The following is a 23,975-nucleotide window of genomic DNA, read 5'->3' on the forward strand; positions in this document are numbered from 1 at the left end:
CGGCGACACGGGTTAGTTCAGGCCGAAATGTTTCACCATCGGCTGATCTTCGGGATCGACGTTGATGTCCAGATTCTCGGCCATGCCCCAGTTCAGCACCTGATGGTGGATCGGGATATACAGCTGTTCATCCTGCACCACGCGCCAGATCTCGGCGATAGCCTGATCGCGCGCAACGAGGTCCGTGTTCGAGGCCAGAGACTTGATCTTGGCGTCCAGCTCGTCATTGTCAAAGCCGGTTCCGTTCCACGTGCCAATGTCGCTTTCACGACCGTGAACCAGGAAGTTGAAGATGTATTCCGAGTCATAGGTCGGAACGCCCCAACCCAGCATGTAGAAATCGGTCTTTCCATCCGTGATCAGCGGGAAGTGCTGCGCCTTGGGCTTGGTATCCAGATTCACGGTGATGCCGATCTGACCCAGCATCCCGACAGCGGCCTGACAGATGCCTTCATCGTTGATGTAACGGTCGTTCGGGCAATCCAGCCGGATCGAGAATCCGTCAGGATAGCCCGCCTCGGCCAGCAGGGCCTTGGCGCCTTCGACATCCGTGCTGCTTTCACCGTCCATCTCGGCCGTCCAGCCATTTACGAAGGGCGGCGCGATCATCCCGGCAGGTTGCGACTGACCGCGCATGACCACCTGCTTGATAGCGTCGCGGTTGATGGCCTTGGACATGGCCTGACGCACGCGCACATCGGCCAAAGGATTCTTGCCATCAACGTTATCCGCTTCGATGTCATCCCCGCCCTGGTTCATGCCAAAAAAGATCACCCGGTTCTGAGGTGCCTGTTTGACAACCAGACCGTCCACGGCATTGACCCGGTCGAGATCCTGTACCGGCATATCCTGAAGGAAATTCACCTCACCCGACAGCATCGCCGCCACGCGGGTCGCGTCGTTCTGGATCGGCGTATAGATGATTTCGCTGATCGCCATCGGGAACTGATCACGGCCCCAGTAATCCTCGTTCCGCTGCATCACGGTTTTCACGTCCGGCTCGCGGCTGACCAGTTTGTACGGCCCGGTACCGTTTACGTTGGTGGTGGCAAAGGTGATCTCTCCGCCTTCGAAATCCTGCACATCGACCGTGTTGTTCGCCTCGGTCCAGCCCTGATCCATGATGAACAGGTCCGTCAGGTTCGCCGGCAGGATCGGGTTCGGCCCGTCGGTCACAATCTCGACCGTGTGGTCATCGACAGCGCGCACTTCAACGATCGAGTTGATCAGTTCCTTCATGTCCGAGTTCGGCTGTTTGGCGCGGTTGATGCTGAACACCACGTCTTCCGCCGTGAAATCGGCCCCATCATGGAACTTCACGCCCTGACGCAGGTTGAACACCCATACATTGGGATCACTCTCACTGGGGGCCCAATCCGTGGCAAGTGCAGGCTCAAAAGCGCCGGATGTATCGCGGATAATCAGCGGTTCATACATCTGATGGCGCACGGTATGCGTGGGCCCTTCGTTTTGCGAATGCGGATCCAGCGTCAGCGCATCGCCCGAGCGCGCCCAGCGCAGGGTTTCCGCACTGGCCAACGTCGTCGACGTCATCAGCACCGCAAGTGCAAGCATTGGTTTGTTCATAATTTCCTCCCTTTTTGCAGTCATTTAGCTGCACCGAATTCACGATGCAGTGCCGCAAAATTCTGTGATTGTTATGGGAGTGGATAGCATACCAACTGCGAGAGCATGTCAATCATTCTGGGTCGGTAGCCCTGAAACGGTCTGGACCTTGGGTCAAGAGGGCTGGTGTTCGCTCGGATACGCCGACGCGTTCCATCCCTGTTTTGAAGGTGTTCCGCAGTTGATGGTTATGTCGCATAGTTTATGACAACTATTGCGCTGATGATAAAGTAGGGCGCATGCGTGCCTTCGAAATTCTCTGGATCGTTCTGTTTCGCTTCAAGCCAATTGCCAGAACTTGGGCCATCTGCCTGATACTTGTGAATCTGGCCTCTCTGCTCTTTCTCGATTCCTATTATGCTTGGTTCAACCTTGTCGCGGTCGGAGTCGGTATTTCGCTGATGATCGTGATTTACTTCAGATTGGGTTTTGTCAGGCTGCTTGGCGCAGGCCACTTTCTATGGGTCCCAATGATCGCCTACTTCATTTTAAATTTGCCGGACAAAGACACGGACCCTGCGCTTTTTTGGTGGGTTTGTGTTCTTTCAGGCTTCAACAGTGTTTCATTGGTCATTGACGCAATTGATGTTGCGCGGTTTTTGAAAGGCGAACGCAATCCGCATTACGTATGGCAATAGAATAAGCCAATGACTGAAGTCAGATCATCAAAGAACCAAACACAGATGCCGCACAAAGATACTCAGGACTGGCTGCCGCCCTATTCTCAATCATTGGGGCTAGAGCTGAAATCGGTTGAGCCAGAAAAAGTCATTGCCACTTTGCGTGTCAGACCGGACATGGGCAACCGGAACGGCGTCATGCACGGTGGGGCGATCATGGGGGCAGCGGACTCGATTGGCGGTGTTGCGGCGGCTCTGAACCTCGAAAAAGGGGCCAGCACCACGACACTGGAAAGCAAAACCAACTTTATTCGGCCAATTCGGATCGAAGACCAGATCACACTGACCTGCATTCCGTTGCACCGAGGTCGGAAGACGATGATATGGCAAACCACTGTCGCGCTGCCGGATGGCCGCCCGGCTGCCATTGTGACGCAGACGCAGTTGACGCTGACCTGGTCAGATTGACGGTGCTAAGTCGACTTTGACTGTGCTTTTTTCTTTCGGCGTTTTGGCAAATCGCGGTCCATCTCGACAAACGCGACATGAAAGAGATCCCGCAGCTCGTCCTTCTTCAGTCCGGGAGATCCCTGTTCCTCATCCAATACTATGACGCACCGGTGATCGTGATGATTCACGTCAGCGTTCTCGCTCGTGTGAGCCTTGCGAAGAACAGACAAGACATACGGTATCAAATTCTCTCCTCCCACTTATTTGCCCAAGCTTTGCCGCTGCGGGCCACATCCGAGCGCAACTGGTGAGGCAGGCTCTAGGATCCCCTTCCGTGAGTGCTTCCCGCAGCGACACGGCGGATGTAGGGGTTTCGTTTTGAGACGTAAGGGGGAAGGAATCGACGATTTGCATCAGTTTTTGACCGCGTAGTCAAAATAACCAGCGATAGTTGACGCTTACGTCAACTTGTTAAGGAAAGTGTCAACCAAAGCGACGTTACGTCGTTTTTTCGGGCGTCTCAGATTCAATGCTGAATGATAGGTCCAATTCCGACCATCCAACGGTCATCCGAAGCGATTGAGTCCAAAATCGACGGGTTTTTTACTGAGAAGAACTGGTGCCGCTGAAGGGACTCGAACCCCCGACCCCATCATTACGAATGACGTGCTCTACCAGCTGAGCTACAGCGGCACCCTGGGCCACCCGGACCCGGGTGTGAAGGCTCGTTTAAACCGTCGCTCTGGCGCCTGCAAGTCCAGATGCGCGGGAACCGGGCATTGATCAAGCCGCGCAGCGGTGACATCCCGGTTTGTGAAATTTTTGTAACGGCACCAGTCGCGAATTGATCTGCAACTCTTATTTCGATATTTCATGAAATATGATAGAAAGAATCACTGACCAACTGGCCATCCTGGGCCACCCGCAGCGTATCACCGTGTTTCGCATGTTAATGCGACGGTTTCCTGACAGCGTGCCTGCGGGCGAGCTTGCGGGGGAACTGGGCATCAAACCCAGCACCATGTCGAACTACCTGAACGCACTGCAACGGTCGGGGCTGGTCACTCAGGAACGATCCGGAACTTCGCTGCGCTACTCGGTCGACATGAAGAATGTGCAGGGGATGCTGGATTTTCTGATTGTCGATTGCTGCCGGGGCCGCCCGGACATCTGCATGCCTTTCACAAAAGGAAATGACACTATGACAGATCGCAAGTTCAACGTCCTGTTTCTGTGTGTTGGTAACTCTGCCCGCTCGATCTTTGCCGAATCCCTGCTGCGTCAACTCGGTGGGGATCGGTTCAATGTGCACTCCGCCGGAACCCAGCCCGCGTCCGAACTGAACCCGTTCGCCGTTCAAGTGTTGAAGGACAAAGGGCATGACACCTCGGTACTGCGATCAAAGCATATGTCCGAATTCGCAACCGAGGACGCACCGGAAATGGATTTCGTCTTTACCGTCTGCAATCAGGCCGCCAACGAAGAATGCCCGGCCTGGGAAGGTCAGCCCATCAGCGGCCATTGGGGCATGGAAGATCCGGTCAAAGCCACCGGAACCGATGCCGAGAAAAGTCTGGCATTCCAAAGCGCCTATGGCGCGCTGAAGCACCGGATCGAAGCCTTCACATCACTGCCGGTCGAAAGCCTTGACCGGATCGCGCTGCAATCTGCTGTCGATGACATCGGCAGAAACTCGGTCGGGGAATAATATGACCACATATGCTGTAAACGGCCTTGGCCGAATTGGAAAACTGGCGCTGAAGCCGTTGCTGGAGAAAGGTGCAAAGATCGCCTGGATCAATGACGCGGTCGGCGACCCCGAGATGCACGCGCATCTGCTGGAGTTCGACACCGTGCACGGCCGCTGGGATGCAACATTCGATCATGACGCCGACAGCGTCACCATCAACGGCACCCGTCTACCCTTTATCGGCACCAAGGACCTGAACTCGCTGCCATTGGACGGTGTCGATGTGGTGATCGACTGCACCGGCGTCTTCAAGACCGAAGCGAAGCTTGCCCCCTATTTCGACGCGGGCGTGAAGAAGGTTGTCGTCTCGGCCCCGGTGAAGGACGGACCGACCGCCAACATCGTTTTCGGGGTCAATGATGCGATCTACGATCCTGCCGCTCATCAGATCGTGACGGCGGCCTCTTGTACGACCAACTGCCTCGCCCCGGTGGTCAAGGTGATCCACGAGAATCTGGGCATCCGACACGGCTCGATAACGACGATCCATGACGTGACCAATACGCAGACCATCGTGGACCGCCCCGCCAAGGACCTGCGCCGCGCGCGGTCTGCGCTGAACTCGCTGATCCCGACCACAACCGGGTCAGCCACCGCGATCACACTGATCTATCCAGAGCTCAAAGGACACCTGAACGGCCATGCAGTGCGGGTGCCGCTGTTGAACGCCTCGCTGACCGATTGCGTGTTCGAGGTCGAGCGCGAGACCACCGTCGAAGAGGTCAACGCCCTGTTCAAAACCGCCGCCGAAGGCGAATTGAAGGGTGTTCTGGGCTATGAAACCCGGCCTTTGGTCTCGACCGATTATACCAATGACGAACGCTCCTCGATCGTCGATGCACCGTCGACCATGGTGGTGAACGGCACGCAGGTGAAAATCTACGCCTGGTACGACAACGAAATGGGCTATGCCCACCGTCTGGTCGATGTGGCGCTGATGGTCGGGGCCTCGCTGTGACCAACCGGCCCGAGGGACTGTCGGCCTATATCGCGGTCACGGCGGCCTATTGGGCCTTTATGCTGACCGACGGGGCCTTGCGAATGCTGGTGCTGTTGCACTTTCATACGTTGGGTTTCTCGCCGGTGCAGTTGGCGTATCTGTTTGTTCTTTATGAAATCGCCGGGATGGTGACAAATCTGGCCGCGGGCTGGATTGCGGCGCGGTTCGGGTTGACCTCGACCCTTTATGCCGGGCTGGGGCTACAGGTCGCGGCGCTGCTGACAATGACTCAGCTGGACCCGCACTGGACCGTCGCCACATCGGTTGCCTTTGTCATGGTTGTGCAAGGGGCCAGCGGGGTGGCCAAGGATCTGGCGAAGATGTCCTCGAAATCAGCCGTCAAACTGCTGGCCCCGGCCGAGGGCGGCGGGCTGTTTCGCTGGGTTGCCGTGCTGACCGGGTCAAAGAACGCAGTCAAAGGTCTGGGCTTTCTGCTGGGTGCTGCGATGCTGGCAACGCTGGGCTTCATGACCGCCATCGTGGTCATGGCTGTTGTTCTGGCAGTGATCCTGTTCGCCGTCATCCGGTTCATGCCGCCGGGGCTGCCCAAAGGGCGCAAAGGCGCGAAATTCTCCGAGGTGTTCTCGAAATCCGCCAACGTGAACTGGCTGTCAGCGGCCCGCGTCTTTCTGTTCGGCGCGCGGGATGTCTGGTTCGTGGTCGGCATCCCGATCTATTTCTACGCGGTCCTCTCCGACGGCACCGAGGATGGCAATCGCGCCGCGTTCTTCATGATCGGCACGTTCATGGCGATATGGGTCATCCTCTACGGCGCGGTACAGGCCAGCGCCCCCAAGATCCTGCGCGCCTCGGACCGCAGCGAGGGTGACCTGATCCGCGCCGCCCGCAGCTGGGCGGCAGGTTTGTTCTGCATTCCTGCGGCTCTAACACTGGCTGTTTTGCTGTCCTCGGGGCCCGAGACGTGGCTAACGATCACGTTGGTCATCGGCCTGCTGGTGTTCGGAGCGATCTTCGCCGTCAACTCATCCCTGCATTCCTACCTGATCCTCGCCTTCACCAAATCCGAGCGGGTCACGATGGATGTAGGCTTTTATTACATGGCCAACGCAACGGGCCGGTTGGTCGGCACCGTCCTGTCCGGCCTCACCTATCAGATCGGCGGGCTGTCCCTTGTGCTGGGCACGGCGGCGGTGATGGTTGCGCTGGCTGCGCTGACATCGGGCAAACTGACAGACCAAACATCCGAGGCATATTCATGAGCATCTTCGAACGCTACCTGACCATCTGGGTTGCCCTCGCCATGGTCGCGGGCGTGGTGATCGGGTTGGCCGCGCCCGGCCTCGTCGGGATGGTCGCCTCGGCTGAGGTCGCCAGCGTGAACCTTGTGGTCGCCATCCTGATCTGGGCCATGGTCTATCCGATGATGGTTGGCGTCGATTTCGGGGCGGTCGCGGGCGTGGCGCGCCAACCAAAGGGGCTGATCGTGACGCTGGTCGTCAACTGGCTGATCAAACCGTTCACCATGGCGCTGCTGGCCGTACTGTTCTTCGACTATGTCTTCGCCCCGTGGATCAAACCCGAGGATGCGGCCCAATACACCGCCGGCCTGATCCTGCTGGGCGCGGCCCCTTGCACGGCGATGGTCTTCGTCTGGTCCCAGCTGACCAAGGGGGATGCGACCTATACGCTGGTGCAGGTTTCGGTCAACGACCTGATCATGGTTGTGGCTTTTGCGCCCATCGTGGCGTTTCTGCTCGGTGTCACCGACATCTCGGTTCCGTGGCAGACCTTGGTGCTTGCTACCGTTCTCTATGTCGTCCTTCCCCTGATCGCCGGGCTGATCACGCGACGCAAGCTGGGCTCGCAACAGGCCATCGATGCCTTCTCGGCCCGGGTCAAGCCATGGTCCATCATGGGCCTGATCGCAACGGTTGTGATCCTGTTCGGCCTTCAGGGGCAGACGATCCTGTCGAAACCGATGGTCATCGTCCTGATCGCCGTGCCGATCCTGATCCAAAGCTATGGCATCTTTGCCCTGGCCTACGGAACCGCCTACGCCCTGAAAGTCCCCCACCGCATCGCCGCCCCCTGCGCGATGATCGGCACATCGAACTTTTTCGAACTGGCCGTGGCAGTCGCCATCAGCCTGTTCGGCCTGAACTCGGGCGCGGCGCTGGCAACGGTCGTGGGCGTTCTGGTCGAGGTTCCGGTCATGCTGTCGCTTGTCGCCTTCGCCAACCGCACCCGCGCGCGGTTCCCAGAGCCAGTAACACCCTAAGCTGGCGACCCCGGCAGGATTCGAACCTGCAACCTGCCCCTTAGGAGGGGGCTGCTCTATCCAGTTGAGCCACGGGGCCGCGCAAGGGTCTCTGTACCTGTGTTTTTTCGGCTTGTCATGGGGTTTACGGCGGGTTTACGGCGGGTTCGTAGAACAGTTGTAAACTGCGCCCTGTTCACGCTACCATCGGGCAAAACAACAACGCAGGTGCCCTCTCGTGAATACTGAAACTAAACGCCCGCTTACCCTTCGCGATGTATCCGAGGCTTCGGGGGTCTCCGAGATGACCGTCAGCCGGGTCCTGCGCAACCGGGGCGACGTGTCAGACGCCACCCGCACCCGCGTTCTGGCTGCAGCCAAAGAACTGGGCTATGTCCCCAACAAGATCGCCGGTGCGCTGGCGTCCAGCCGGGTCAATCTGGTCGCGGTGATCATCCCGTCGCTGTCGAACATGGTTTTCCCCGAGGTTCTGACCGGCATCAATCAGGTGCTGGAAGACACCGAGTTGCAGCCGGTGGTGGGCGTCACCGATTATTTGCCTGAAAAGGAAGAGAAGGTGCTGTACGAGATGCTCTCGTGGCGGCCCTCGGGCGTGATCATTGCGGGGCTGGAACATACCGAGGCTGCGCGGGCCATGCTGGATTCGGCGGGCATTCCGGTGGTCGAGATCATGGATACCGACGGCAAGCCGGTGGACGCAATGGTGGGCATTTCCCACCGTCGCGCGGGTCGTGAGATGGCGCAGGCGATCCTTAAAGCGGGCTATGAACATATCGGGTTCATGGGCACCAAGATGCCTTTGGATCACCGGGCACGGAAGCGGTTCGAAGGGTTTACCGAGGTGCTGGGCAAGCACGGGATCGAGATCGAGGATCGTGAGTTCTATTCCGGCGGCTCCGCTCTGGCCAAGGGCCGTGAGATGACGCAGACCATGCTGGAACGCTCACCCGAGTTAAATTTTCTGTATTATTCCAACGACATGATCGGTGCGGGCGGGCTGTTGTATCTGCTGGAGCAGGGCATCGACATTCCCGGACAAATCGGTCTGGCCGGGTTCAACAACGTGGAATTGCTGCAGGGCCTGCCGCGGAAATTGGCGACGATGGATGCCTGCCGGTTGGAGATTGGTCGCCAGGCGGCCGAGATCATTGCCGAACGGCTTAAAGATCCGAATTCCGAGATCGAAACCCGTGTGACCCTGACCCCCAAGATCAGCTATGGCGATACGCTGAAGCGGCGGTGACCCAATGGCGCTGCGACGGTTAGACAACCGGACGGCGCGGGCGCTGTTTATGGATCGCCACGCGCTGGCCGAGCCACCTGCGGGCGGTGCAAAAGGCGCGGAGTTGCTGGATCTGATCCAGCGGCTGGGTTTTGTACAACTGGACAGCATTAACACCGTCGCCCGCGCCCATGACATGATCCTGTTCTCGCGCAGGCCCAGCTATCGCAGCGGCAACCTCAAACGTCTGTACGAGCGGGATCGGGCGCTGTTCGAACACTGGACCCATGATGCCGCCGTCATTCCGATGGACTACTATCGCCATTGGCATCTGCGATTTCAGCGCGATGCAGCGTTGCTTAAGTCGCGCTGGAAGAACTGGCGCCGGGACGGGTTCGAACAGCAGTTCCAGATCGTTTTGGATCATATCCGCGACCATGGGCCGGTGTCGTCTTCGGATGTCGGGAAGGACGAAAAGAAGGGCTCTGGCGGCTGGTGGGATTGGCACCCGTCCAAGACCGCGCTTGAGTTTCTGTGGCGGTCGGGGGCTTTGACCGTTGTGGGGCGCGACGGATTTCAGAAACGCTATGACCTGACCGAGCGGGTGATCGAAACACATCTGTGCCCCGGACAGCGACCTTGTGACGAAGCGGCGACGGTCGATTGGCTATGCAACGCGGCACTGGACCGGCTTGGCTTTGCAACCTCGGGCGAGTTGGCCGCATTCTGGGATACGGTCAGCCCGGCAGAGGCGAAGAATTGGTGCGCCAGGGGGCTGAAATCAGGTGCTCTGGAAGAGATTGAGATCACCTGTGTGGACGGGCGCGCGCGCAAGCTGTTCGCGCGACCCGACCTGATCGACGCTTCGTATGACCTGCCGCAGCCCACGGGCCGCATCCGGGTGCTCAGCCCGTTTGACCCGATGTTGCGCGACCGAAACCGGGCCGAGCGGTTGTTCGGCTTCTACTATCGGATCGAGGTTTTTGTGCCCGAGGCGAAACGGACCTATGGCTACTACGTATTCCCCCTGCTTGAGGGCGACAAGCTGATCGGGCGGATCGACATGAAAGCCCATCGGGATGCGGGCGTTTTGCGGGTCAAAGCCATGTGGCCCGAGCGCAAGGTCCGGTGGTCGGACGCCCGCACCCGTCGATTGGACGCGGAACTGGATCGGGTCCGCCGCTTTGCCGGTCTGGATAGGGTCGAGTTTGCGCAGGATTGGCTGAAAGACCCTAAATAGGGTCTATTCTGCGTCTGTCAGTGTCAGGCGAATGGGCTCTAACCCGTCAATCCCGCCTTCGATTTTGTCCCCTGCAACCACTGGCCCGACTCCGGCAGGTGTACCGGTCAGGATCAGATCGCCGGGGCGCAGGTGATAGAAACCGGACAGGTGGCAGATGATCTCATCGATCTTCCAGATCAGCTCTTGCAGGGTCGCGTCCTGACGGACTTCGGAATTGACGCTCAGGTGGATGCGCTTGTCATCATCGGGCGACCAAGCGGCGGCAGGGGTCATCGGCGCAAAGACCGCACCGTTTTCGACGTCTTTGCCCAGATCCCAAGGTCGTTGCTTGTTACGTTCGCGGATTTGCAGGTCACGACGGGTCATATCCAGCGCGCAGCCATAGGCGTAGACCGCCTCCCAGGCCTGCGCACGGGAGGCCTTGAATACCGGTTTGCCAATGGCAACCGCAAGCTCCATCTCGTGGTGGTAATTCCCTGTGCCGGGCGGATAGGGCACTGTCGCATCCGTCAAAACGGCATTGGCGGCGGATTTGGTGAAGTAAAAAGGCTCCTCGCGATCAACCTCATGCCCCATTTCGGCGGCATGGGCGGCATAGTTTCGACCGACGCAAAAGATGCGACCGACCGGATAAAGGTCCCTTTCCCCGACAACGGGAAGGCCGAGCGTGTCCGGAACCGGAAACAAATAGTGTTGCATGATGACCCCTAATTGCGTGTTCAGACGCATCTTAGTTAAGACCGCGCCATCGGCAACCGGCGGAAACACGCCTGTTTTTACCAACGCCTTTAGATTGTTTCGGCATGGAACTGCTCAATTCCGGCACACAACCACAGATATGTTCCCTGAATCTGATCAACCCGGTTTGATCAAGTCCAGAGCGTCTGTGCTTTTTGACCCCCGGCGCAGATCGTTCAAAGGCATGTGTTGCAGGACCACATGCCTGAATTGAAGAATATAGCTTGGAAACCGCGGCTTTCGCACTAGAACACGTGGTATCGAAGCAAAAAAGACATTTGCCGCACGGCACCTGTCGTCGAGACAGGGAAAGACACACATCCGGTCCTATAGAAGACCGGAACAACAGCACGACCAAACTGACTCGAAGAAACCTCTTGCGGACAACCCCACAAGTCTGCAATTGGACGCGACTGTTTCGGAAGGAGCAAGGGCCAAAGGTCTACCCCCTAGACCCCAAACCCCGGTACTGAGCCATTTTCGGTTCTGCACTTTCTGAAACACGGGCCAGGCACAATTCCAGTCCGGGTCTGGCCACCCCGCCGGAGATTTCCCCCTACCATCTCCGGCGGGGTTTTAATGCAAATCGCGAATTTGCCCCTTAGCTTTCCAGATCTTTCAGCTCGTTCAACAGATCCAGCAGCATCTCATGCTTGTCCGGGCCAAGCTGGGTGCGAATGCGTTCGGCCTGTTCAACGCTGACGGCCAGATTGGCATGGATCACCTGAATACCGTCGGCACTAATCTCGACGATCTGGCGGCGTCGGTCCTGAGGGTGGCTGCGCCGGACAATCAGCTTCTTCTGTTCCAGCTTTTGCAGAATCCGTGTGAGGCTGGGCAACAGAAGACAGGCGCGTTCGGCAATATGGGTGGGTTCTTGCGGGCCTTCTTCGTTCAGCACCCGCAGGACCCGCCATTGCTGTTCGGTGACACCAGCGTCCACCAGCAATTTCCGAATGGGTCCCATAACCTTTTCCCGCGCCCGCAACAAAGCAATGGGCAAAGATCGCGACGTTAGGGGAAGTTCGTCGGTCATACTGAATCCTCACCTAAATCCAGAAATTGCGCAAGTTTTTGCAGTTGAAATTCGTGATACCAATCGATCTGGCATTGTTTTGTTTAATGGGATGAGGCGGCTAATTCGCGGGGAAAAGAAGTAGAACTTGACCCCGGCCAATTGGCGGAATTCACTGACACCGCAAGAGCCTGAAACAGGAGTGTTCCCAATGCCCGCCCCACATAACCCGTTCAAACAGGCTCTGACACAGGGCAAACGGCAGATCGGCTGCTGGATGAGCTTTGCCGAACCGATCACCGCCGAGATCATGGGAACCGCGGGTTTCGATTGGCTGGTCATCGATGGAGAACACGCGCCAAATGACATCCGCTCGATCCGGGATCAGTTGGTGGCTTTGGCGAACAGCCCCTCGCATCCGGTGGTGCGTGTGCCCGTGGGGGAAACCTGGCGGATCAAGATGGTGCTGGATGCAGGCGCGCAGACTATTCTTGTGCCCATCGTGGAAAGCGCTGAACAGGCCCGCGCGCTTGTCCGCGCCTGCACCTATCCGCCCGAAGGGGTGCGCGGTGTCGGGGCAACCTCGGCGCGGGCGACGATGTATGGGTCCGTCAAAGACTATATCCAAACCGCCGATCAGGAAATCTGCCTGCTGGTGCAGGTGGAAAACCGCGCCGGGATCGCGGCGCTGGACGAGATTTTGCAGGTCGAGGGTATCGACGGGGTGTTCATCGGCCCCGCCGATCTGTCCACGGATATGGGCCACCAAGGCAACAGCGCCGCGCCCGAGGTTCGCGCGGTGATCGCAGACGCAATGAAACGGATCAGGGCTGCCGGCAAGGCTCCGGGTATTCTGGGTACGAATGACGAGGCGACCTCGGCCTATCTTGAGATGGATCCGGCGTTTCTGGCCGTGGGCATTGACGTGATGCTGTTGGCGCAATCCGCCCGTGCACTGGCGGCACAGTGGAAGCCGGAATAATCGCTTAGCCGCGCATGACCGCTGCGGCCTGCGCATATCCACCGGATGCACCGTCGACAAAATGCACATGGTCGTCGCGCGTGGCTGCAGGGACAAAGCAGGTCATCATCGCCTCATCCTGCGCGTGCAGGCCGTACCTGATCTTGCCGCGCCCGCGCGCCTCTTCCAGCATGTGTTCGATCTGGGCCAACGTCGCCGGGTCGCAATCCAGCGTCATTTTCAGCCCGTCATCGAATTTGCGGAAATCGGCGTTGCGGCTGACCATATGCCTGTAATGCCCGGGTTCGAACTGGCCCATGCGTTTGCCGGTCCAGAACAGCATCGCGATCAGCAGGTTCTGCCCCAGCAGCATCAGCTTTTGCACCAACAGGTTCCGCCCGGCGCGGGACACATGAGCATCCAAGCCCACATCCGGGGGCGGCCAGGTCATGGGCGGGCCGGTCTCGGGCACCGGATGGCCTGCACGGTCCAACCCGTCCGAGGCGCGCAGAACCGATTGAGCCAGATCGGCAAAGTCGCTTTCGGTGGCGCTTGCCGTCGGCTGCACCACGACCGACACGATACGCCCATGTTGCGCCGGACTGTTGGACCAGCGGCAGGACAGGCCGGTCAGATCCGGTTGGCTGCCCGGCTCGGCCATCGGCACTTCATGCACACCTGCTTTCATCTGCGCCTCGGCCCAGGCCAGACCGCCGCCCGTGAACATGGCATAGTCCACCCCGTTCGAGGGCGCATAGCGTGCCACGCGCAAATCCTTGCCCGCCTTGCGCAACTCGGCCACCGGCACCAAGGCGGCGCGCAAGGGCATCGAGAATTCCTCCTGCGCCCAGCGCCGCAGGTCAGACAGTGTAGTGCGCGCGGTGTCCGCTGCGCTGGGTGGCACCGCAAACCCGGCCCCGTCGCCGCCAAAGACATAAGGAAACAGCTTGCCGTCCATGGCGTTGATCATGCCCGAGATTACCGCCGCGCCGACCATGTTGACCGTCTTGCAGCGCCCGCGCGCGATCTCTCCGGTCGAATCGACAATATCGGCGACGCCCAGAATCCAGTCATCGGGAACAGGTGAAAAAGTCGACGGGTCTGCCAGCCGGTTAAAATCCCGCAGCAGCGGAAGGTTTTCATAAAACGCAGAATGGAGGTCTTTCATTGTCCCCCTCAAATTGGCTTGACCCAAGAGCTAGCTCAAACGTGATCGAAGTCCGCCCTCTGCAACATTCTACACGCGCTTGTGCGTTTTGCCATGACGTGCCAAGGATTGGTGCCAAGATGTGAAGGGGACGTTACATGAAGTCAGGGCTGGTTGTACTGTGTCTGGCTTACGTCCTCAGCCAGTTCTTTCGTGCGTTTCTGGCCGTGCTCAGCCTGGATCTTGAGAAGGATATCGGTGCCACGCCCGAGGATCTGGCCTTTGCCTCGGGCCTTTGGTTTCTGGTCTTTGCCGCCATGCAATTGCCCGTAGGCTGGGCGCTGGATCGGGTTGGGCCGCGCCTGACCGCCGCCGCGCTGCTGCTGGTGGGCGGTGCCGGCGGGGCGGCTGTGTTTGCCACCGCATCCTCGGCCTTTCATGTCAGCGTTGCGATGGCGCTGATCGGGGTCGGATGCTCTCCGGTCCTGATGGCATCTTACTTCATCTTTGCGCGCGAATACCCGCCTGCCCGGTTTGCAACCCTTGCGGCGGTGATGCTGGGCGTGGGGTCGGTGGGCAATCTGGTCGCCTCTTACCCCACCGCGCTGGCGGTCGAGTTGATGGGCTGGCGCGCCACCCTGCTTGGGCTGGCGGTGATTTCCGCCGTGATCGCCCTTGGCATATGGGTCAGCGTCCGCGACCCCGCCAAGGTCGAGACCGAGCATAAGGGATCAGTTCTGGACCTGCTGAAACAGCCAGCCCTGTGGCTGATCCTGCCCCTGATGCTGGTGGCCTATGCGCCCTCTGCCGCGCTGCGGGGATTGTGGGCCGGACCGTATCTGAATGACGTCTTCGGGCTCAGCACCACTCAGATCGGTACTGCGACGCTGATCATGGGGTCGGCAATGATCGCCGGGACCTTTGCCTACGGGCCGCTGGATCGCATTCTGGGCACGCGGAAATGGGTGATCTTCGGCGGCAACGCGCTGGGCGCTGTGGCACTGGGCCTGCTGTGCCTGTGGATCGACAGCGCGATCTGGGTCTCGGTCCTGCTGCTGGCGGTCATTGGCTTTCTGGGGGCCAGCTTTCCGGTGATCATGGCCCATGGTCGCGCCTTTGTGCCGCCACATCTGGTCGGGCGCGGGGTCACGTTGCTGAACCTGTTTGGGATCGGCGGGGTCGGCATCGCGCAATTCGTGACCGGTCGCATCCATGCGGCCAATACCGCCGCCGGAGCCGCCGCGCCTTATCTGGCCATCTTCGGCTTTTTCGCCGTGACCCTTGCCATTGGCTGCGTGATCTATCTATTCAGCCGGGACAACGTGGATTGATTTAGAACCGGAGGGACGGCCCGTGCAGGATATCGAGGTGATCGCACCCAACCTGAAACACAGCCTGTCCGGGGTCACAACCACGGTCATCCGCCTGCTGCCGATCCAGAAAGAGATGATCGGGATCGTCGCCACCGGCCCCGGCCTGCCGGATGACCTGCCGCATATCCGCCTGATCAAGGTTCCGTTCCTGTCCAACCGCACCCGCCGGGTCTGGCACGCGCGGCGCAATACGGAAATGCTGATGGGCCTGTTTCTGCGCAAGGTCCTGCGGCGCAATCTGAAACTTCTGTTCACCTCTGCGGCGCAACGGGATCATTCCGGGTTTACCAAGAAGCTGATCTCGCAAATGGATGCCTTGATCGCGACAACGCCGCAGGCAGCCTCGTTCCTGCAGCACCCTTCGACGGTGATCATGCATGGCGTGAACACCGAACTGTTCCACCCGGCGACCGACAAACAAGCCCTGCGCGACAAGCTGGGCCTGCCCAGCGGTACGCTGATCGGCTGTTTCGGACGCATCAGGCCACAAAAAGGCGTCGATCTGCTGGTCGACGCCGCGCTCAGCGTTCTGCCCAACCATCCCAACGCCCACATCATCTTCACCGGTCGCGCCACCAGCGAATTCGAAGCCTTTCAGGCCGAGCAGGAAGCCAAGCTGCAAGCCGCTGGCTTGTGCGACCGTGTCCATTTTCTTGGCGAACGCCCGTGGGAGGAAATAGTCGAGACCTATCGTGCCCTCGATCTGTTCGTCGCCCCCGCCCGCCACGAAGGGTTTGGTCTGACCCCGCTTGAGGCGATGGCCTCGGGCGTGCCCGCCATCGCCTGCCATGGTGTGGGCGCGTTCAGTGCCCAGATCAAGGACACTGAGACCGGACGGCTGGTTGAAAAAGACAACGCCCCGGCATTGTCCGAGGCGCTGGATCAGATGCTGTCCGACCCGGCCCAACTGGCCACCGCCGGACAGGCCGCACGCGCCCATGTGGAACAGAATTTTCGAATCGAAGGCGAGGCCGAAGCCATCGTAAAGGTCTACCGCTCTCTGCTGGATGCGGAATAAGCGCAGCGAACCGCCTCAAATCCGCGTCAATCGGTGAAATACCCTGCGAAAGCCCTTTTTTCTTCGCTGCAACGCGGCTATGAACGCGCGTCCTTAACTTTGGAGACATGAAATGGGCTATCGCGTCGTCGTCGTCGGCGCCACGGGTAACGTGGGCCGCGAAATGCTGAACATCCTGGCGGAACGCCAGTTCCCCGTGGACGAACTTGCCGCTCTGGCAAGCCGCCGTTCGCTGGGCACTGAGGTGACTTTTGGCGACAAGACACTCACGACCAAAGACCTGGACACCTTTGATTTCACCGGCTGGGACATCGCCCTGTTTGCCGTAGGCTCTGCCCCGACCAAGGATTATGCGCCCAAAGCCGCTGCGGCGGGCTGCGTGGTGATCGACAACTCGTCGCTCTATCGCTACGACCCGGACATTCCGCTGATCGTGCCGGAATGTAACCCGCAGGCGATCCACGACTACAAGAACAAGAACATCATCGCGAACCCCAACTGCTCGACCGCGCAGATGGTTGTCGCGCTGAAGCCGCTGCATGACCGCGCCAAGATCAAGCGCGTTGTCGTCTCAACCTATCAGTCGGTATCCGGTGCGGGCAAAGAGGGTATGGACGAGCTGTGGGACCAGACCAAAGCCGTCTACAACCCGATCAACGAGGTTGAGCCGAAGAAGTTCCAGAAGCAGATCGCCTTCAACGTCATCCCGCAGATCGACGTCTTCATGGAAGACGGCTCGACCAAGGAAGAGTGGAAGATGGTTGTCGAGACCAAAAAGATCGTCGATCCGTCGATCAAGGTCACAGCCACCTGCGTCCGCGTGCCTGTGTTCGTTGGCCACTCTGAAGCCGTGAACATCGAATTCGAGGAATTCCTGGACGAAGACGAAGCCCGCGACATCCTGCGCGAAGCACCGGGCATCATGGTGATCGACAAGCGCGAGGCCGGCGGCTACGTCTCGCCCGCCGAATGCGTCGGCGATTTCGCCACCTTCATCAGCCGCATCCGTCAGGACTCGACCGTCGAGAACGGCATCAACCTGTGGTGCGTCTCGGACAATCTACGCAAGGGTGCTGCGCTGAACGCGGTGCAAATCGCGGAACTGCTGGGCCGTGAGGTTCTGAAAAAGGGCTGATCCCCAGGTCTTTCAAGACCACTAAAGAAATAAGAGCCCCGTCGTTCTTTCGGCGGGGTTTTTTGCTGATGGTGCTGCCCAATTAACAAGAAGGACAGGCACCCAAATCCATGCTAATTTGTGAATATAGCCTGAAGAAACTCATCTGAAGGATTTCACAATGCGTATTTTATCCCTTCCAGCATTGATCTTAGCCGTGTTTGGGTTTTCACAATCCGCAACCGCGCAAGACATTGCAGATACGATTTATTCCGGCGGTCCTATTCTGACGATCGACGACGATCAGCCGACCGCCGAGGCAGTTGCTGTCAAGGATGGTCGGATACTTGCAGTGGGTTCACTAGAAGATGTGGCCCCGCATCGCGACGAAACGACCGAAGCGTTCGACCTTGCAGGCCGCGCCATGTTACCTGGCTTTGTAGATAGTCATGGCCATGTCGTCATGGGTGGATTGCAAGCGCTTTCGGCCAATCTTCTGGCCCCGCCAGATGGTGAAGTCACGAATATCGCAAGCTTGCAGGCAACGCTATCAGACTGGGCCTCGGTGAATTCCGAGGCTGTAGAACAGGTGAAAATGATCATCGGATTTGGCTATGACAATGCCCAGTTGGCGGAACTTCGACACCCGACTCGTCAGGAGCTTGATGAGGTTTCAACAGACTTACCCGTCGTCATTATCCATCAATCCGGTCATCTGGGTGTGGCGAACTCCAAAGCGCTGGAACTGGCTGGAATAACCGCCGAGACAGAAGCCCCACCCGGCGGTGTCATTCAGCGAGATGAGGCTGGGGAGCCCAATGGCGTTCTGGAAGAATATGCGTTTTTCTCTGTTTTAGTGCCACTTCTGAGTAATCTGGGCGAAGAAGGCCTGACCGAATTTGCTCGTGCAGGCAGCCAACTCTGGGCCTCATTCGGGTACACAACCGGACAAGAAGGCCGATCATCCGGAGAAATCGTTGAAGTCTTGAAAATGGTCGGTGCAGAGGACGGGCTGCCCATTGATGTTGTTGCGTTCCCAGACGTGCTCGAGTCGCAGGACTATGTCGAGGCGAATGTCTCAAAAGACTATGCAGATCGCGTGCGCGTCGGCGGATGCAAGCTGACCATCGATGGCTCACCGCAAGGCTTCACCGCGTTGCGGGATCGGCCCTACTACGATCCGGTCGGCAATTACCCCGCAGGATATACGGGCTATTCCGCGATCACAATGGAGCAGCTGCAAAACGCAGTGAACTGGTGCTACGAAAATGGCATCCAAATACTTGTGCACTCGAACGGTGAAGGCGCATCAGATATGCTGATCGCGGCCCTGGAAGAAGCCCAAATGAAATACGGCGACCCCGGAAACCGCCCGGTTCTGATCCATGGCCAATTTCTGCGCGAGGATCAGGTGGTCAGCTTCAAACGCTTGGGCGTGTTTCCGTCGGTTTTCCCAATGCACACCTTCTATTGGGGTGACTGGCATCGCGATCATACGGTTGGCCCGATCAACGGTGAGAATATCTCACCCACGGGATGGATAAACGAACGCGGCATGATGTTCGGCACCCATCACGACGCGCCGGTCGCCCTGCCCGACAGTATGCGCGTGCTTGCCGCCACCGTGACCCGACGCACCCGATCTGGGGACATTCTGGGACCGCATCAGCGTGTCGATGTGATGACTGCGCTCAAGGCGATGACGATTTGGCCCGCATGGCAACATTTCGAAGAGGATCAGAAGGGTTCGATCGAAGTTGGGAAAGTCGCCGATTTCGTGATCCTGTCGGACGACCCAACTGCGGTGAACCCTGAAACTCTGGCCGAGCTACAAGTCCTAACAACAGTGAAAGGTGATGTCGTCGTCTATGAAGCCGAAATCGGCGTCAAGGAAGGGCACCTCAACATCTCTCCATTTTCGAATGACCCGGTTGTCGCGCACAGGTTTCTGCACGCGATCTATCAGGGCATGGAGGTTGAACGACCTTGGTTGACTTTGGGTTCAGCGCAGAACTGAGTGACAAATAACCAAAGGACAGGTCTCACCCCTGCCCCTCAACCAACGCCTTCAGGTTGGTCAATCCACGCTCGTAGTCGCCACCAACCCAAGAATCCATCATCAGCCCCATCCAGCGCGTCATCGGATTGAGGCCAAGATCGGATGTAAAGCCCCAGGTCACCTCGGTCCCCGACCCTTCGGGCTGCAGGACGAACGAGGCCGAGGCGGTACCCATCGGGCCAAAATCCAGCGCTGTCTGGACACTTTGGTTCTCGACGCTCTCAACGATCTCCTGCGAGCCGGTGCCAACCTGAGGATGGTCGGAAGCCCAGTTCAGCGTGTTACCGACACCCGCGTCTGGCCCGGAATAGGTCAGTTGAGTGTTGGGGTCGCGGTGCAGCCAGGGCGACCATTGCTCGGTCTCCTGCATGGAGTTCACGTAAGGAAAGATCGCCTCGGGCGGTGCATCGATTGTGATACTGCGGGACACTTCGGCCTTGCCGGGCAGCAGGTAAGAGACACCGACAAGCGCCAGAACAAGCACGATCAGGCTGAGAACAATGCGTTTAATCCATTTCATAATATGCTCCGGAGATTGCGATCAATGACCTGAGCATACCGGAATGCAACTGAAAACCAGACCCTGAACTGCACCTGTGGCCTGCGCTGGCGGTTCGTCGCTGTCAGACCGGCACGAACCTCTTCTGGTGCGGATCGAAACACTCCAGCCCGCCCGCACCGATATCCGTCCAAAGCCCGTGCAGGCTGAGCGTGTCGTCTTCGACTGCCGACGCCACAAATGGGAAGGTCATCAGGTTCTCCAGCGACGCCACAACCGCCTGCCGCTCGAACTGGCGGGCCTGATCGGCGCTGTCTTCGATATCTGCGACCAGATCATATTTGGGCTTCAGGATGTCCATCCAGCGGCCGACAAAGCTTTCCTTGGCCTCAAGTTGCGGGGCCTGCCCCTTGCACATGTCGATACAGCCCTGCACACCGCCACATTGCGAATGCCCCAACACGATCAAATGCGCCACTTTCAGGGCCGTCACGGCGTATTCGATGGCAGCACTAGTACCATGATGGTCGCCATCGGGCGCGTAAGGCGGGACAAGATTGGCGATATTGCGGTGAATGAAGAACTCACCCTGATCCGCCCCGAAGATCGAAGTCACATGCACCCGGCTGTCGCAGCAGGAAATCACCATGGCGCGGGGGCGCTGCCCCTCATCCGCCAGACGCCGATACCAGACCTGATTTTCGGAATATGTCGTCGCCTTCCAGCCGTGATACCGTTTCACCAGATAGGTTGGCAAAGGTTTGGCTATATCCATTTCGGTGTTCCTGTCTTCAATTGCTTAGGCCGCTGTAAACTGAATTCAAGGAAAATTCGAGCCATTATCCGAACTCGGCGCAAGGATTTGCAAAGAATTTCCCGCCAAACATCAGGCCTACGCCGTGGGGGCGTCTGAACTAGGGTGAATGTGGTGGATAAGATACTCACACTTGAACATAAGGAAACCGTGCGACTGGACCCGGATCGCCTCAGCGGGCTGTACCGGCAACTGGGCGACAAGAACGCGTTGGATGTGCTGTGCCGCACGGTCGAGGAACTGGCCGTGCGCCTGTCGAATTGCGAACGGTTCTGGCGGCAGCGCGATTGGGAGAACCTGCGCAAATGCTCGAAATCGCTGGTGGCGATCGCCGATCAGGTCGGGATGACCGCACTGGCGCGGATTGCGGGCAACGTGGCAGGCGCGGTCGATGCCGGGGATGCGGTGGCGGCGGGTGCAACGCTGGGGCGGCTGATCCGCGTGGGTGAGCGGTCGTTGACCGCCGTTTGGGATCAGCAGGACCTTTCCGTCTGACGGGGGTTGCGGGCGGGTCGCAGGTGGCTAGTCTGGGCGCAAATTCAATCAGCCGAGACGCCCATGACCCTAAGCTTTGCCCCGCCCTCTGACGCTTCTGTTCTGCTGCATGTGCTTGGTCAATCCGATCTGGACGGATGGCTTCAGGACCAGCCGGATCATGTTCGTGATTGGGTGGAGGTGAACGGGTTCACCGGTGCAATAGGTCAGGCGCTTTTGGTGCCGGGCAAGGATGGCCGGGCCGGGTTTGCGCTGGCGGGCTATGGAACGCAGGCCAAACGCGCCCGCAAACGCTTCCCTCTGGCCGCCGCTGCCGAGGCGCTGCCCGAAGGCACGTATCACCTCGGGTCCGATGTCCCGCCCGATCAGTTGGAGATGGAGTGTCTGGGCTGGCTGCTGACCGGCTATGCGTTTGACCGCTACGCCAGCCAATCCCCGGCCAAGGCGCGTCTGGTCGCGCCGGATACTGTAGATGCCGCGCGGCTTGAGGCGATGGCCAATGCCGAGGCGCTGACCCGCGATCTGGTCAACACTCCGGCCTCGGACATGGGGCCCGGCCAGTTGCAACAGGCGGCGGAAGCGCTGGCGCAGGAATTCGGGGCGACATGCAGCACCATCACCGGTGATGCGCTGCTGGAGCAGAATTTTCCGATGATCCATGCAGTTGGCCGCGCAGCAGATCAGGCCCCGCGTCTGATCGAGATAATCTGGGGCAACAAAGGGCCTAAGCTGACGCTGGTCGGCAAGGGTGTGTGTTTCGATACGGGTGGTCTGAACCTGAAACCCGGCGCGTCCATGGGTCTGATGAAGAAGGATATGGGCGGCGCGGCGAATGTGCTGGGGCTGGCCCGGATGATCATGGAGCTGAATCTGCCGCTGCAACTGCGGGTGCTGATCCCGGCGGTTGAAAATGCGGTGGCAGGCAACGCCTTCCGCCCCGGTGACATCCTGACCTCGCGCAAGGGTCTGACGGTCGAGATCAACAATACCGATGCCGAGGGGCGGTTGGTGCTGGCCGACGCGCTTGCGCTGGCGGATGAGGGGCAGCCGGATCTGGTGATCTCGATGGCAACCCTGACAGGGGCCGCGCGCGTGGCCGTCGGCCCGGATCTGGCCCCGTTCTATACGGATGACGATCAGGCGGCGGCGGCACTGACGCAGGCCGCGCAACGCTCGGCCGATCCGGTCTGGCGGATGCCGTTCCATACACCCTACGAGGCGATGATCGAGCCGGGGATTGCCGATCTGGACAACGCCCCCTCGGGCGGGTTCGCGGGATCCATCACCGCCGCCCTGTTCCTGCGCCGCTTTGTCGAAAACAGCGCCTATATGCATTTCGATATCTATGCGTGGCAGCCCAGCAAGTCACCAGGACGCAGCAAAGGCGGTTTGGGCCAAGGCCCGCGCGCCGTCCTGAACGCCCTGCCCGAGATTTTGGGCCTGTGACCCGCCTGCGCGTCATCCAGCCCGTCATTGACCTGCTGCGCAGTCCCGATGGTGCGCGTGACCGGCAATTGCTGTTCGGGGACACCGTGCAGGTTGCCATAGAACAAGACGGGTGGAGCCAGATTACCGCAGACAAGGACACCTATTCCGGCTGGGTTTGTTCAGCCCAATTGGGCCCCGAGGTGCCGCAAACCCACAGGATCACCGCCCCCGCAACCCACGCCTATGAACAGGCGGATATGAAAACCCGCGATCTGGCTTCGCTGAGTTTCGGCAGCACGGTGCAGGCCCTGTCGCAGACCGACGGGTTTCTGGAAACCGAATTGGGGTTCATTCCTGCGGTCCACACCGCGCCGGTTTCGGACAGTCAATCTGACCCGGTGACAGTGGCCGAGCTGTTTCTGGGCACGCCCTATCTGTGGGGCGGCAACAGCCGGTTCGGGATCGACTGTTCCGGGCTGGTTCAGGCCGGGTTGCTGGCTTGCGGTGTCGCGTGTCCGGGTGACAGTGGTGATCAGGAGCAGGCAGTTGGCACTGCGCTACCTGAGGGCACACCGCCCAAACGCGGCGACCTGCTGTTCTGGAAGGGCCATGTGGCATGGGTTTCAGGGCCGAACATGCTGTTGCATGCGAACGCGTATCAAATGGCAGTGGCCTATGAGCCTATGGATCAGGCAATCGCCCGCATTCTGGCCCAAGGCGACGGGCCTGTGACAGCCCATAAAAGGCTCTAATCCGGGCTGACAGAGCGGATCAGCTTACGCTCCAGCACCCTCAGCACCGTGCGCAGATCATGGCCGCGTTTCAGGATACGTCCGTCCATACCGACAACCGAATACATCCCCTGTTTCTGCCGCAGGCGTGGGTGCTTTTCGATGCGATAGATCGGATGTTCCGCCGTGCGCCGGAAAATCGAGAAAATCGCCATGTCGCACAGGTTGGAAATTCCGTAATCGCGCCATTCTCCGGCGGCGACCATCCGGCCGTATACGGACAGGATATGGGACATCTCGCGCCGGTCGAACGCGACGGGCATCTGGGCCGAGTTTGCAGAAAACCGGCTGGGAGGCTGCATGTTCATACCCCAAGCCTTGCCGGAAATTGCGCCCGAATCAAGCCTGTTGCGCCGCTATGCTTCAATTCGTC

General features: G+C 59.2%; 24 protein-coding genes and 2 tRNA genes. 17 read left to right on the top strand and 9 right to left on the bottom strand.

Annotated features, from left to right (window positions below; translation table 11 throughout):
* Nucleotides 1–12: 12 nt before the first annotated feature.
* Entirely contained in the window at nucleotides 13–1,587 is a 1,575-nt protein-coding gene (locus tag ACR0C9_RS08305) for an ABC transporter substrate-binding protein (RefSeq protein ID WP_480780774.1), read from the bottom strand.
* Nucleotides 1,588–1,865: 278 nt separating this feature from the next.
* Here ACR0C9_RS08305 and ACR0C9_RS08310 point away from each other — a divergent pair, with 278 nt between their 5' ends.
* The 3 genes from ACR0C9_RS08310 (at nucleotide 1,866) to ACR0C9_RS08320 (ending at nucleotide 3,007) form a co-directional block, all read left to right on the top strand.
* The gene (locus ACR0C9_RS08310; RefSeq protein WP_480780775.1) at nucleotides 1,866–2,264 is read left to right on the top strand and encodes a hypothetical protein; all 399 of its coding nucleotides are present in this window, start codon (nucleotides 1,866–1,868) and stop codon (nucleotides 2,262–2,264) included.
* A gap of 45 nt (nucleotides 2,265–2,309) precedes the next feature.
* Nucleotides 2,310–2,714, top strand: a complete 405-nt coding sequence (locus ACR0C9_RS08315; RefSeq protein WP_480780776.1) for a PaaI family thioesterase — start codon at nucleotides 2,310–2,312, stop codon at nucleotides 2,712–2,714.
* Nucleotides 2,715–2,791: 77 nt separating this feature from the next.
* The gene (locus ACR0C9_RS08320; RefSeq protein WP_480708436.1) at nucleotides 2,792–3,007 is read left to right on the top strand and encodes a hypothetical protein; all 216 of its coding nucleotides are present in this window, start codon (nucleotides 2,792–2,794) and stop codon (nucleotides 3,005–3,007) included.
* A gap of 306 nt (nucleotides 3,008–3,313) precedes the next feature.
* Here ACR0C9_RS08320 and ACR0C9_RS08325 read toward each other — a convergent pair.
* Nucleotides 3,314–3,389: transfer RNA gene (locus tag ACR0C9_RS08325), tRNA-Thr, on the bottom strand.
* 187 nt (nucleotides 3,390–3,576) lie between these two features.
* Here ACR0C9_RS08325 and ACR0C9_RS08330 point away from each other — a divergent pair.
* Genes ACR0C9_RS08330 through arsB form a run of 4 tightly spaced genes read left to right on the top strand, consistent with a single transcriptional unit; the run spans nucleotide 3,577 to nucleotide 7,685 of the window.
* A complete protein-coding gene (locus ACR0C9_RS08330; RefSeq protein ID WP_170735616.1) occupies nucleotides 3,577–4,404 on the top strand; it encodes an arsenate reductase/protein-tyrosine-phosphatase family protein in 828 nt (275 codons plus the stop codon).
* A 1-nt stretch (nucleotide 4,405) separates the two neighbouring features.
* Complete coding sequence (locus ACR0C9_RS08335; protein ID WP_480780777.1) at nucleotides 4,406–5,404, top strand: ArsJ-associated glyceraldehyde-3-phosphate dehydrogenase; 999 nt, start codon at nucleotides 4,406–4,408, stop codon at nucleotides 5,402–5,404.
* Nucleotides 5,401–6,666, top strand: coding sequence for an organoarsenical effux MFS transporter ArsJ (gene arsJ, locus ACR0C9_RS08340; protein WP_480780778.1), 1,266 nt, complete (start codon nucleotides 5,401–5,403; stop codon nucleotides 6,664–6,666). Before ACR0C9_RS08335 ends, arsJ begins: the two co-directional genes overlap by 4 nt.
* Entirely contained in the window at nucleotides 6,663–7,685 is a 1,023-nt protein-coding gene (arsB, locus tag ACR0C9_RS08345; protein ID WP_480780779.1) for an ACR3 family arsenite efflux transporter, read from the top strand. The genes arsJ and arsB overlap by 4 nt, the downstream gene beginning before the upstream one ends.
* Before the next feature lie 2 nt (nucleotides 7,686–7,687).
* Here the strand turns inward: arsB and ACR0C9_RS08350 are convergent.
* Nucleotides 7,688–7,764, bottom strand: a tRNA-Arg gene (locus tag ACR0C9_RS08350).
* A 138-nt stretch (nucleotides 7,765–7,902) separates the two neighbouring features.
* Here ACR0C9_RS08350 and ACR0C9_RS08355 point away from each other — a divergent pair.
* Both ACR0C9_RS08355 and ACR0C9_RS08360 read left to right on the top strand, forming a co-directional pair.
* A complete protein-coding gene (locus tag ACR0C9_RS08355; RefSeq protein WP_170453439.1) occupies nucleotides 7,903–8,928 on the top strand; it encodes a LacI family DNA-binding transcriptional regulator in 1,026 nt (341 codons plus the stop codon).
* A gap of 4 nt (nucleotides 8,929–8,932) precedes the next feature.
* Nucleotides 8,933–10,147: a DNA glycosylase AlkZ-like family protein gene (locus ACR0C9_RS08360; protein ID WP_170453438.1), complete on the top strand. Its 1,215-nt coding sequence runs from the start codon at nucleotides 8,933–8,935 to the stop codon at nucleotides 10,145–10,147.
* Between the two features lie 3 nt (nucleotides 10,148–10,150).
* Here the strand turns inward: ACR0C9_RS08360 and ACR0C9_RS08365 are convergent, their stop codons facing one another.
* Together ACR0C9_RS08365 and hpaR are read right to left on the bottom strand one after the other, a co-directional pair.
* A complete protein-coding gene (locus ACR0C9_RS08365; protein WP_480780780.1) occupies nucleotides 10,151–10,849 on the bottom strand; it encodes a fumarylacetoacetate hydrolase family protein in 699 nt (232 codons plus the stop codon).
* A 640-nt stretch (nucleotides 10,850–11,489) separates the two neighbouring features.
* A complete protein-coding gene (gene hpaR, locus ACR0C9_RS08370; protein ID WP_170453436.1) occupies nucleotides 11,490–11,924 on the bottom strand; it encodes a homoprotocatechuate degradation operon regulator HpaR in 435 nt (144 codons plus the stop codon).
* Between the two features lie 190 nt (nucleotides 11,925–12,114).
* Between hpaR and ACR0C9_RS08375 the strand changes: the two genes are divergently transcribed.
* A complete protein-coding gene (locus ACR0C9_RS08375; protein WP_480780781.1) occupies nucleotides 12,115–12,885 on the top strand; it encodes an aldolase/citrate lyase family protein in 771 nt (256 codons plus the stop codon).
* A 4-nt stretch (nucleotides 12,886–12,889) separates the two neighbouring features.
* Here the strand turns inward: ACR0C9_RS08375 and ACR0C9_RS08380 are convergent, their stop codons facing one another.
* Nucleotides 12,890–14,032 carry a DUF3095 domain-containing protein gene (locus ACR0C9_RS08380; RefSeq protein ID WP_480780782.1) on the bottom strand — a complete coding sequence of 381 codons (1,143 nt, stop codon included), beginning with the start codon at nucleotides 14,030–14,032 and terminating at the stop codon, nucleotides 12,890–12,892.
* Nucleotides 14,033–14,169: 137 nt separating this feature from the next.
* Here ACR0C9_RS08380 and ACR0C9_RS08385 point away from each other — a divergent pair, with 137 nt between their 5' ends.
* The 4 genes from ACR0C9_RS08385 (at nucleotide 14,170) to ACR0C9_RS08400 (ending at nucleotide 19,533) form a co-directional block, all read left to right on the top strand.
* Entirely contained in the window at nucleotides 14,170–15,342 is a 1,173-nt protein-coding gene (locus ACR0C9_RS08385) for an MFS transporter (protein WP_480780783.1), read from the top strand.
* Nucleotides 15,343–15,364: 22 nt separating this feature from the next.
* Nucleotides 15,365–16,402: a glycosyltransferase family 4 protein gene (locus tag ACR0C9_RS08390; protein ID WP_480780784.1), complete on the top strand. Its 1,038-nt coding sequence runs from the start codon at nucleotides 15,365–15,367 to the stop codon at nucleotides 16,400–16,402.
* Nucleotides 16,403–16,514: 112 nt separating this feature from the next.
* The gene (locus ACR0C9_RS08395) at nucleotides 16,515–17,537 is read left to right on the top strand and encodes an aspartate-semialdehyde dehydrogenase (RefSeq protein ID WP_170623424.1); all 1,023 of its coding nucleotides are present in this window, start codon (nucleotides 16,515–16,517) and stop codon (nucleotides 17,535–17,537) included.
* A gap of 160 nt (nucleotides 17,538–17,697) precedes the next feature.
* Nucleotides 17,698–19,533, top strand: coding sequence for an amidohydrolase (locus ACR0C9_RS08400; RefSeq protein WP_480780785.1), 1,836 nt, complete (start codon nucleotides 17,698–17,700; stop codon nucleotides 19,531–19,533).
* 25 nt (nucleotides 19,534–19,558) lie between these two features.
* On the opposite strand, the gene ACR0C9_RS08405 is transcribed toward ACR0C9_RS08400, so the two are convergent.
* Both ACR0C9_RS08405 and ACR0C9_RS08410 read right to left on the bottom strand, forming a co-directional pair.
* Complete coding sequence (locus ACR0C9_RS08405; protein WP_480780786.1) at nucleotides 19,559–20,095, bottom strand: SRPBCC family protein; 537 nt, start codon at nucleotides 20,093–20,095, stop codon at nucleotides 19,559–19,561.
* Between the two features lie 103 nt (nucleotides 20,096–20,198).
* Nucleotides 20,199–20,849 carry a carbonic anhydrase gene (locus ACR0C9_RS08410; protein ID WP_170453429.1) on the bottom strand — a complete coding sequence of 217 codons (651 nt, stop codon included), beginning with the start codon at nucleotides 20,847–20,849 and terminating at the stop codon, nucleotides 20,199–20,201.
* A gap of 144 nt (nucleotides 20,850–20,993) precedes the next feature.
* Here ACR0C9_RS08410 and ACR0C9_RS08415 point away from each other — a divergent pair, with 144 nt between their 5' ends.
* The 3 genes from ACR0C9_RS08415 (at nucleotide 20,994) to ACR0C9_RS08425 (ending at nucleotide 23,563) form a co-directional block, all read left to right on the top strand.
* The gene (locus tag ACR0C9_RS08415) at nucleotides 20,994–21,383 is read left to right on the top strand and encodes a hypothetical protein (protein ID WP_480780787.1); all 390 of its coding nucleotides are present in this window, start codon (nucleotides 20,994–20,996) and stop codon (nucleotides 21,381–21,383) included.
* A gap of 63 nt (nucleotides 21,384–21,446) precedes the next feature.
* Nucleotides 21,447–22,829, top strand: coding sequence for a leucyl aminopeptidase family protein (locus ACR0C9_RS08420; RefSeq protein ID WP_480780788.1), 1,383 nt, complete (start codon nucleotides 21,447–21,449; stop codon nucleotides 22,827–22,829).
* Nucleotides 22,826–23,563 (top strand): C40 family peptidase, encoded by a 738-nt coding sequence (locus tag ACR0C9_RS08425; protein ID WP_480780789.1) that lies wholly within the window; start codon nucleotides 22,826–22,828, stop codon nucleotides 23,561–23,563. Before ACR0C9_RS08420 ends, ACR0C9_RS08425 begins: the two co-directional genes overlap by 4 nt.
* On the opposite strand, the gene ACR0C9_RS08430 is transcribed toward ACR0C9_RS08425, so the two are convergent.
* Complete coding sequence (locus ACR0C9_RS08430; protein ID WP_170521016.1) at nucleotides 23,560–23,910, bottom strand: DUF2794 domain-containing protein; 351 nt, start codon at nucleotides 23,908–23,910, stop codon at nucleotides 23,560–23,562. The two genes, ACR0C9_RS08425 and ACR0C9_RS08430, sit on opposite strands and share 4 nt — an antisense overlap.
* Nucleotides 23,911–23,975 lie beyond the last annotated feature (65 nt).

The sequence above is a fragment of the Ruegeria sp. C12 genome, assembly GCF_056537745.1.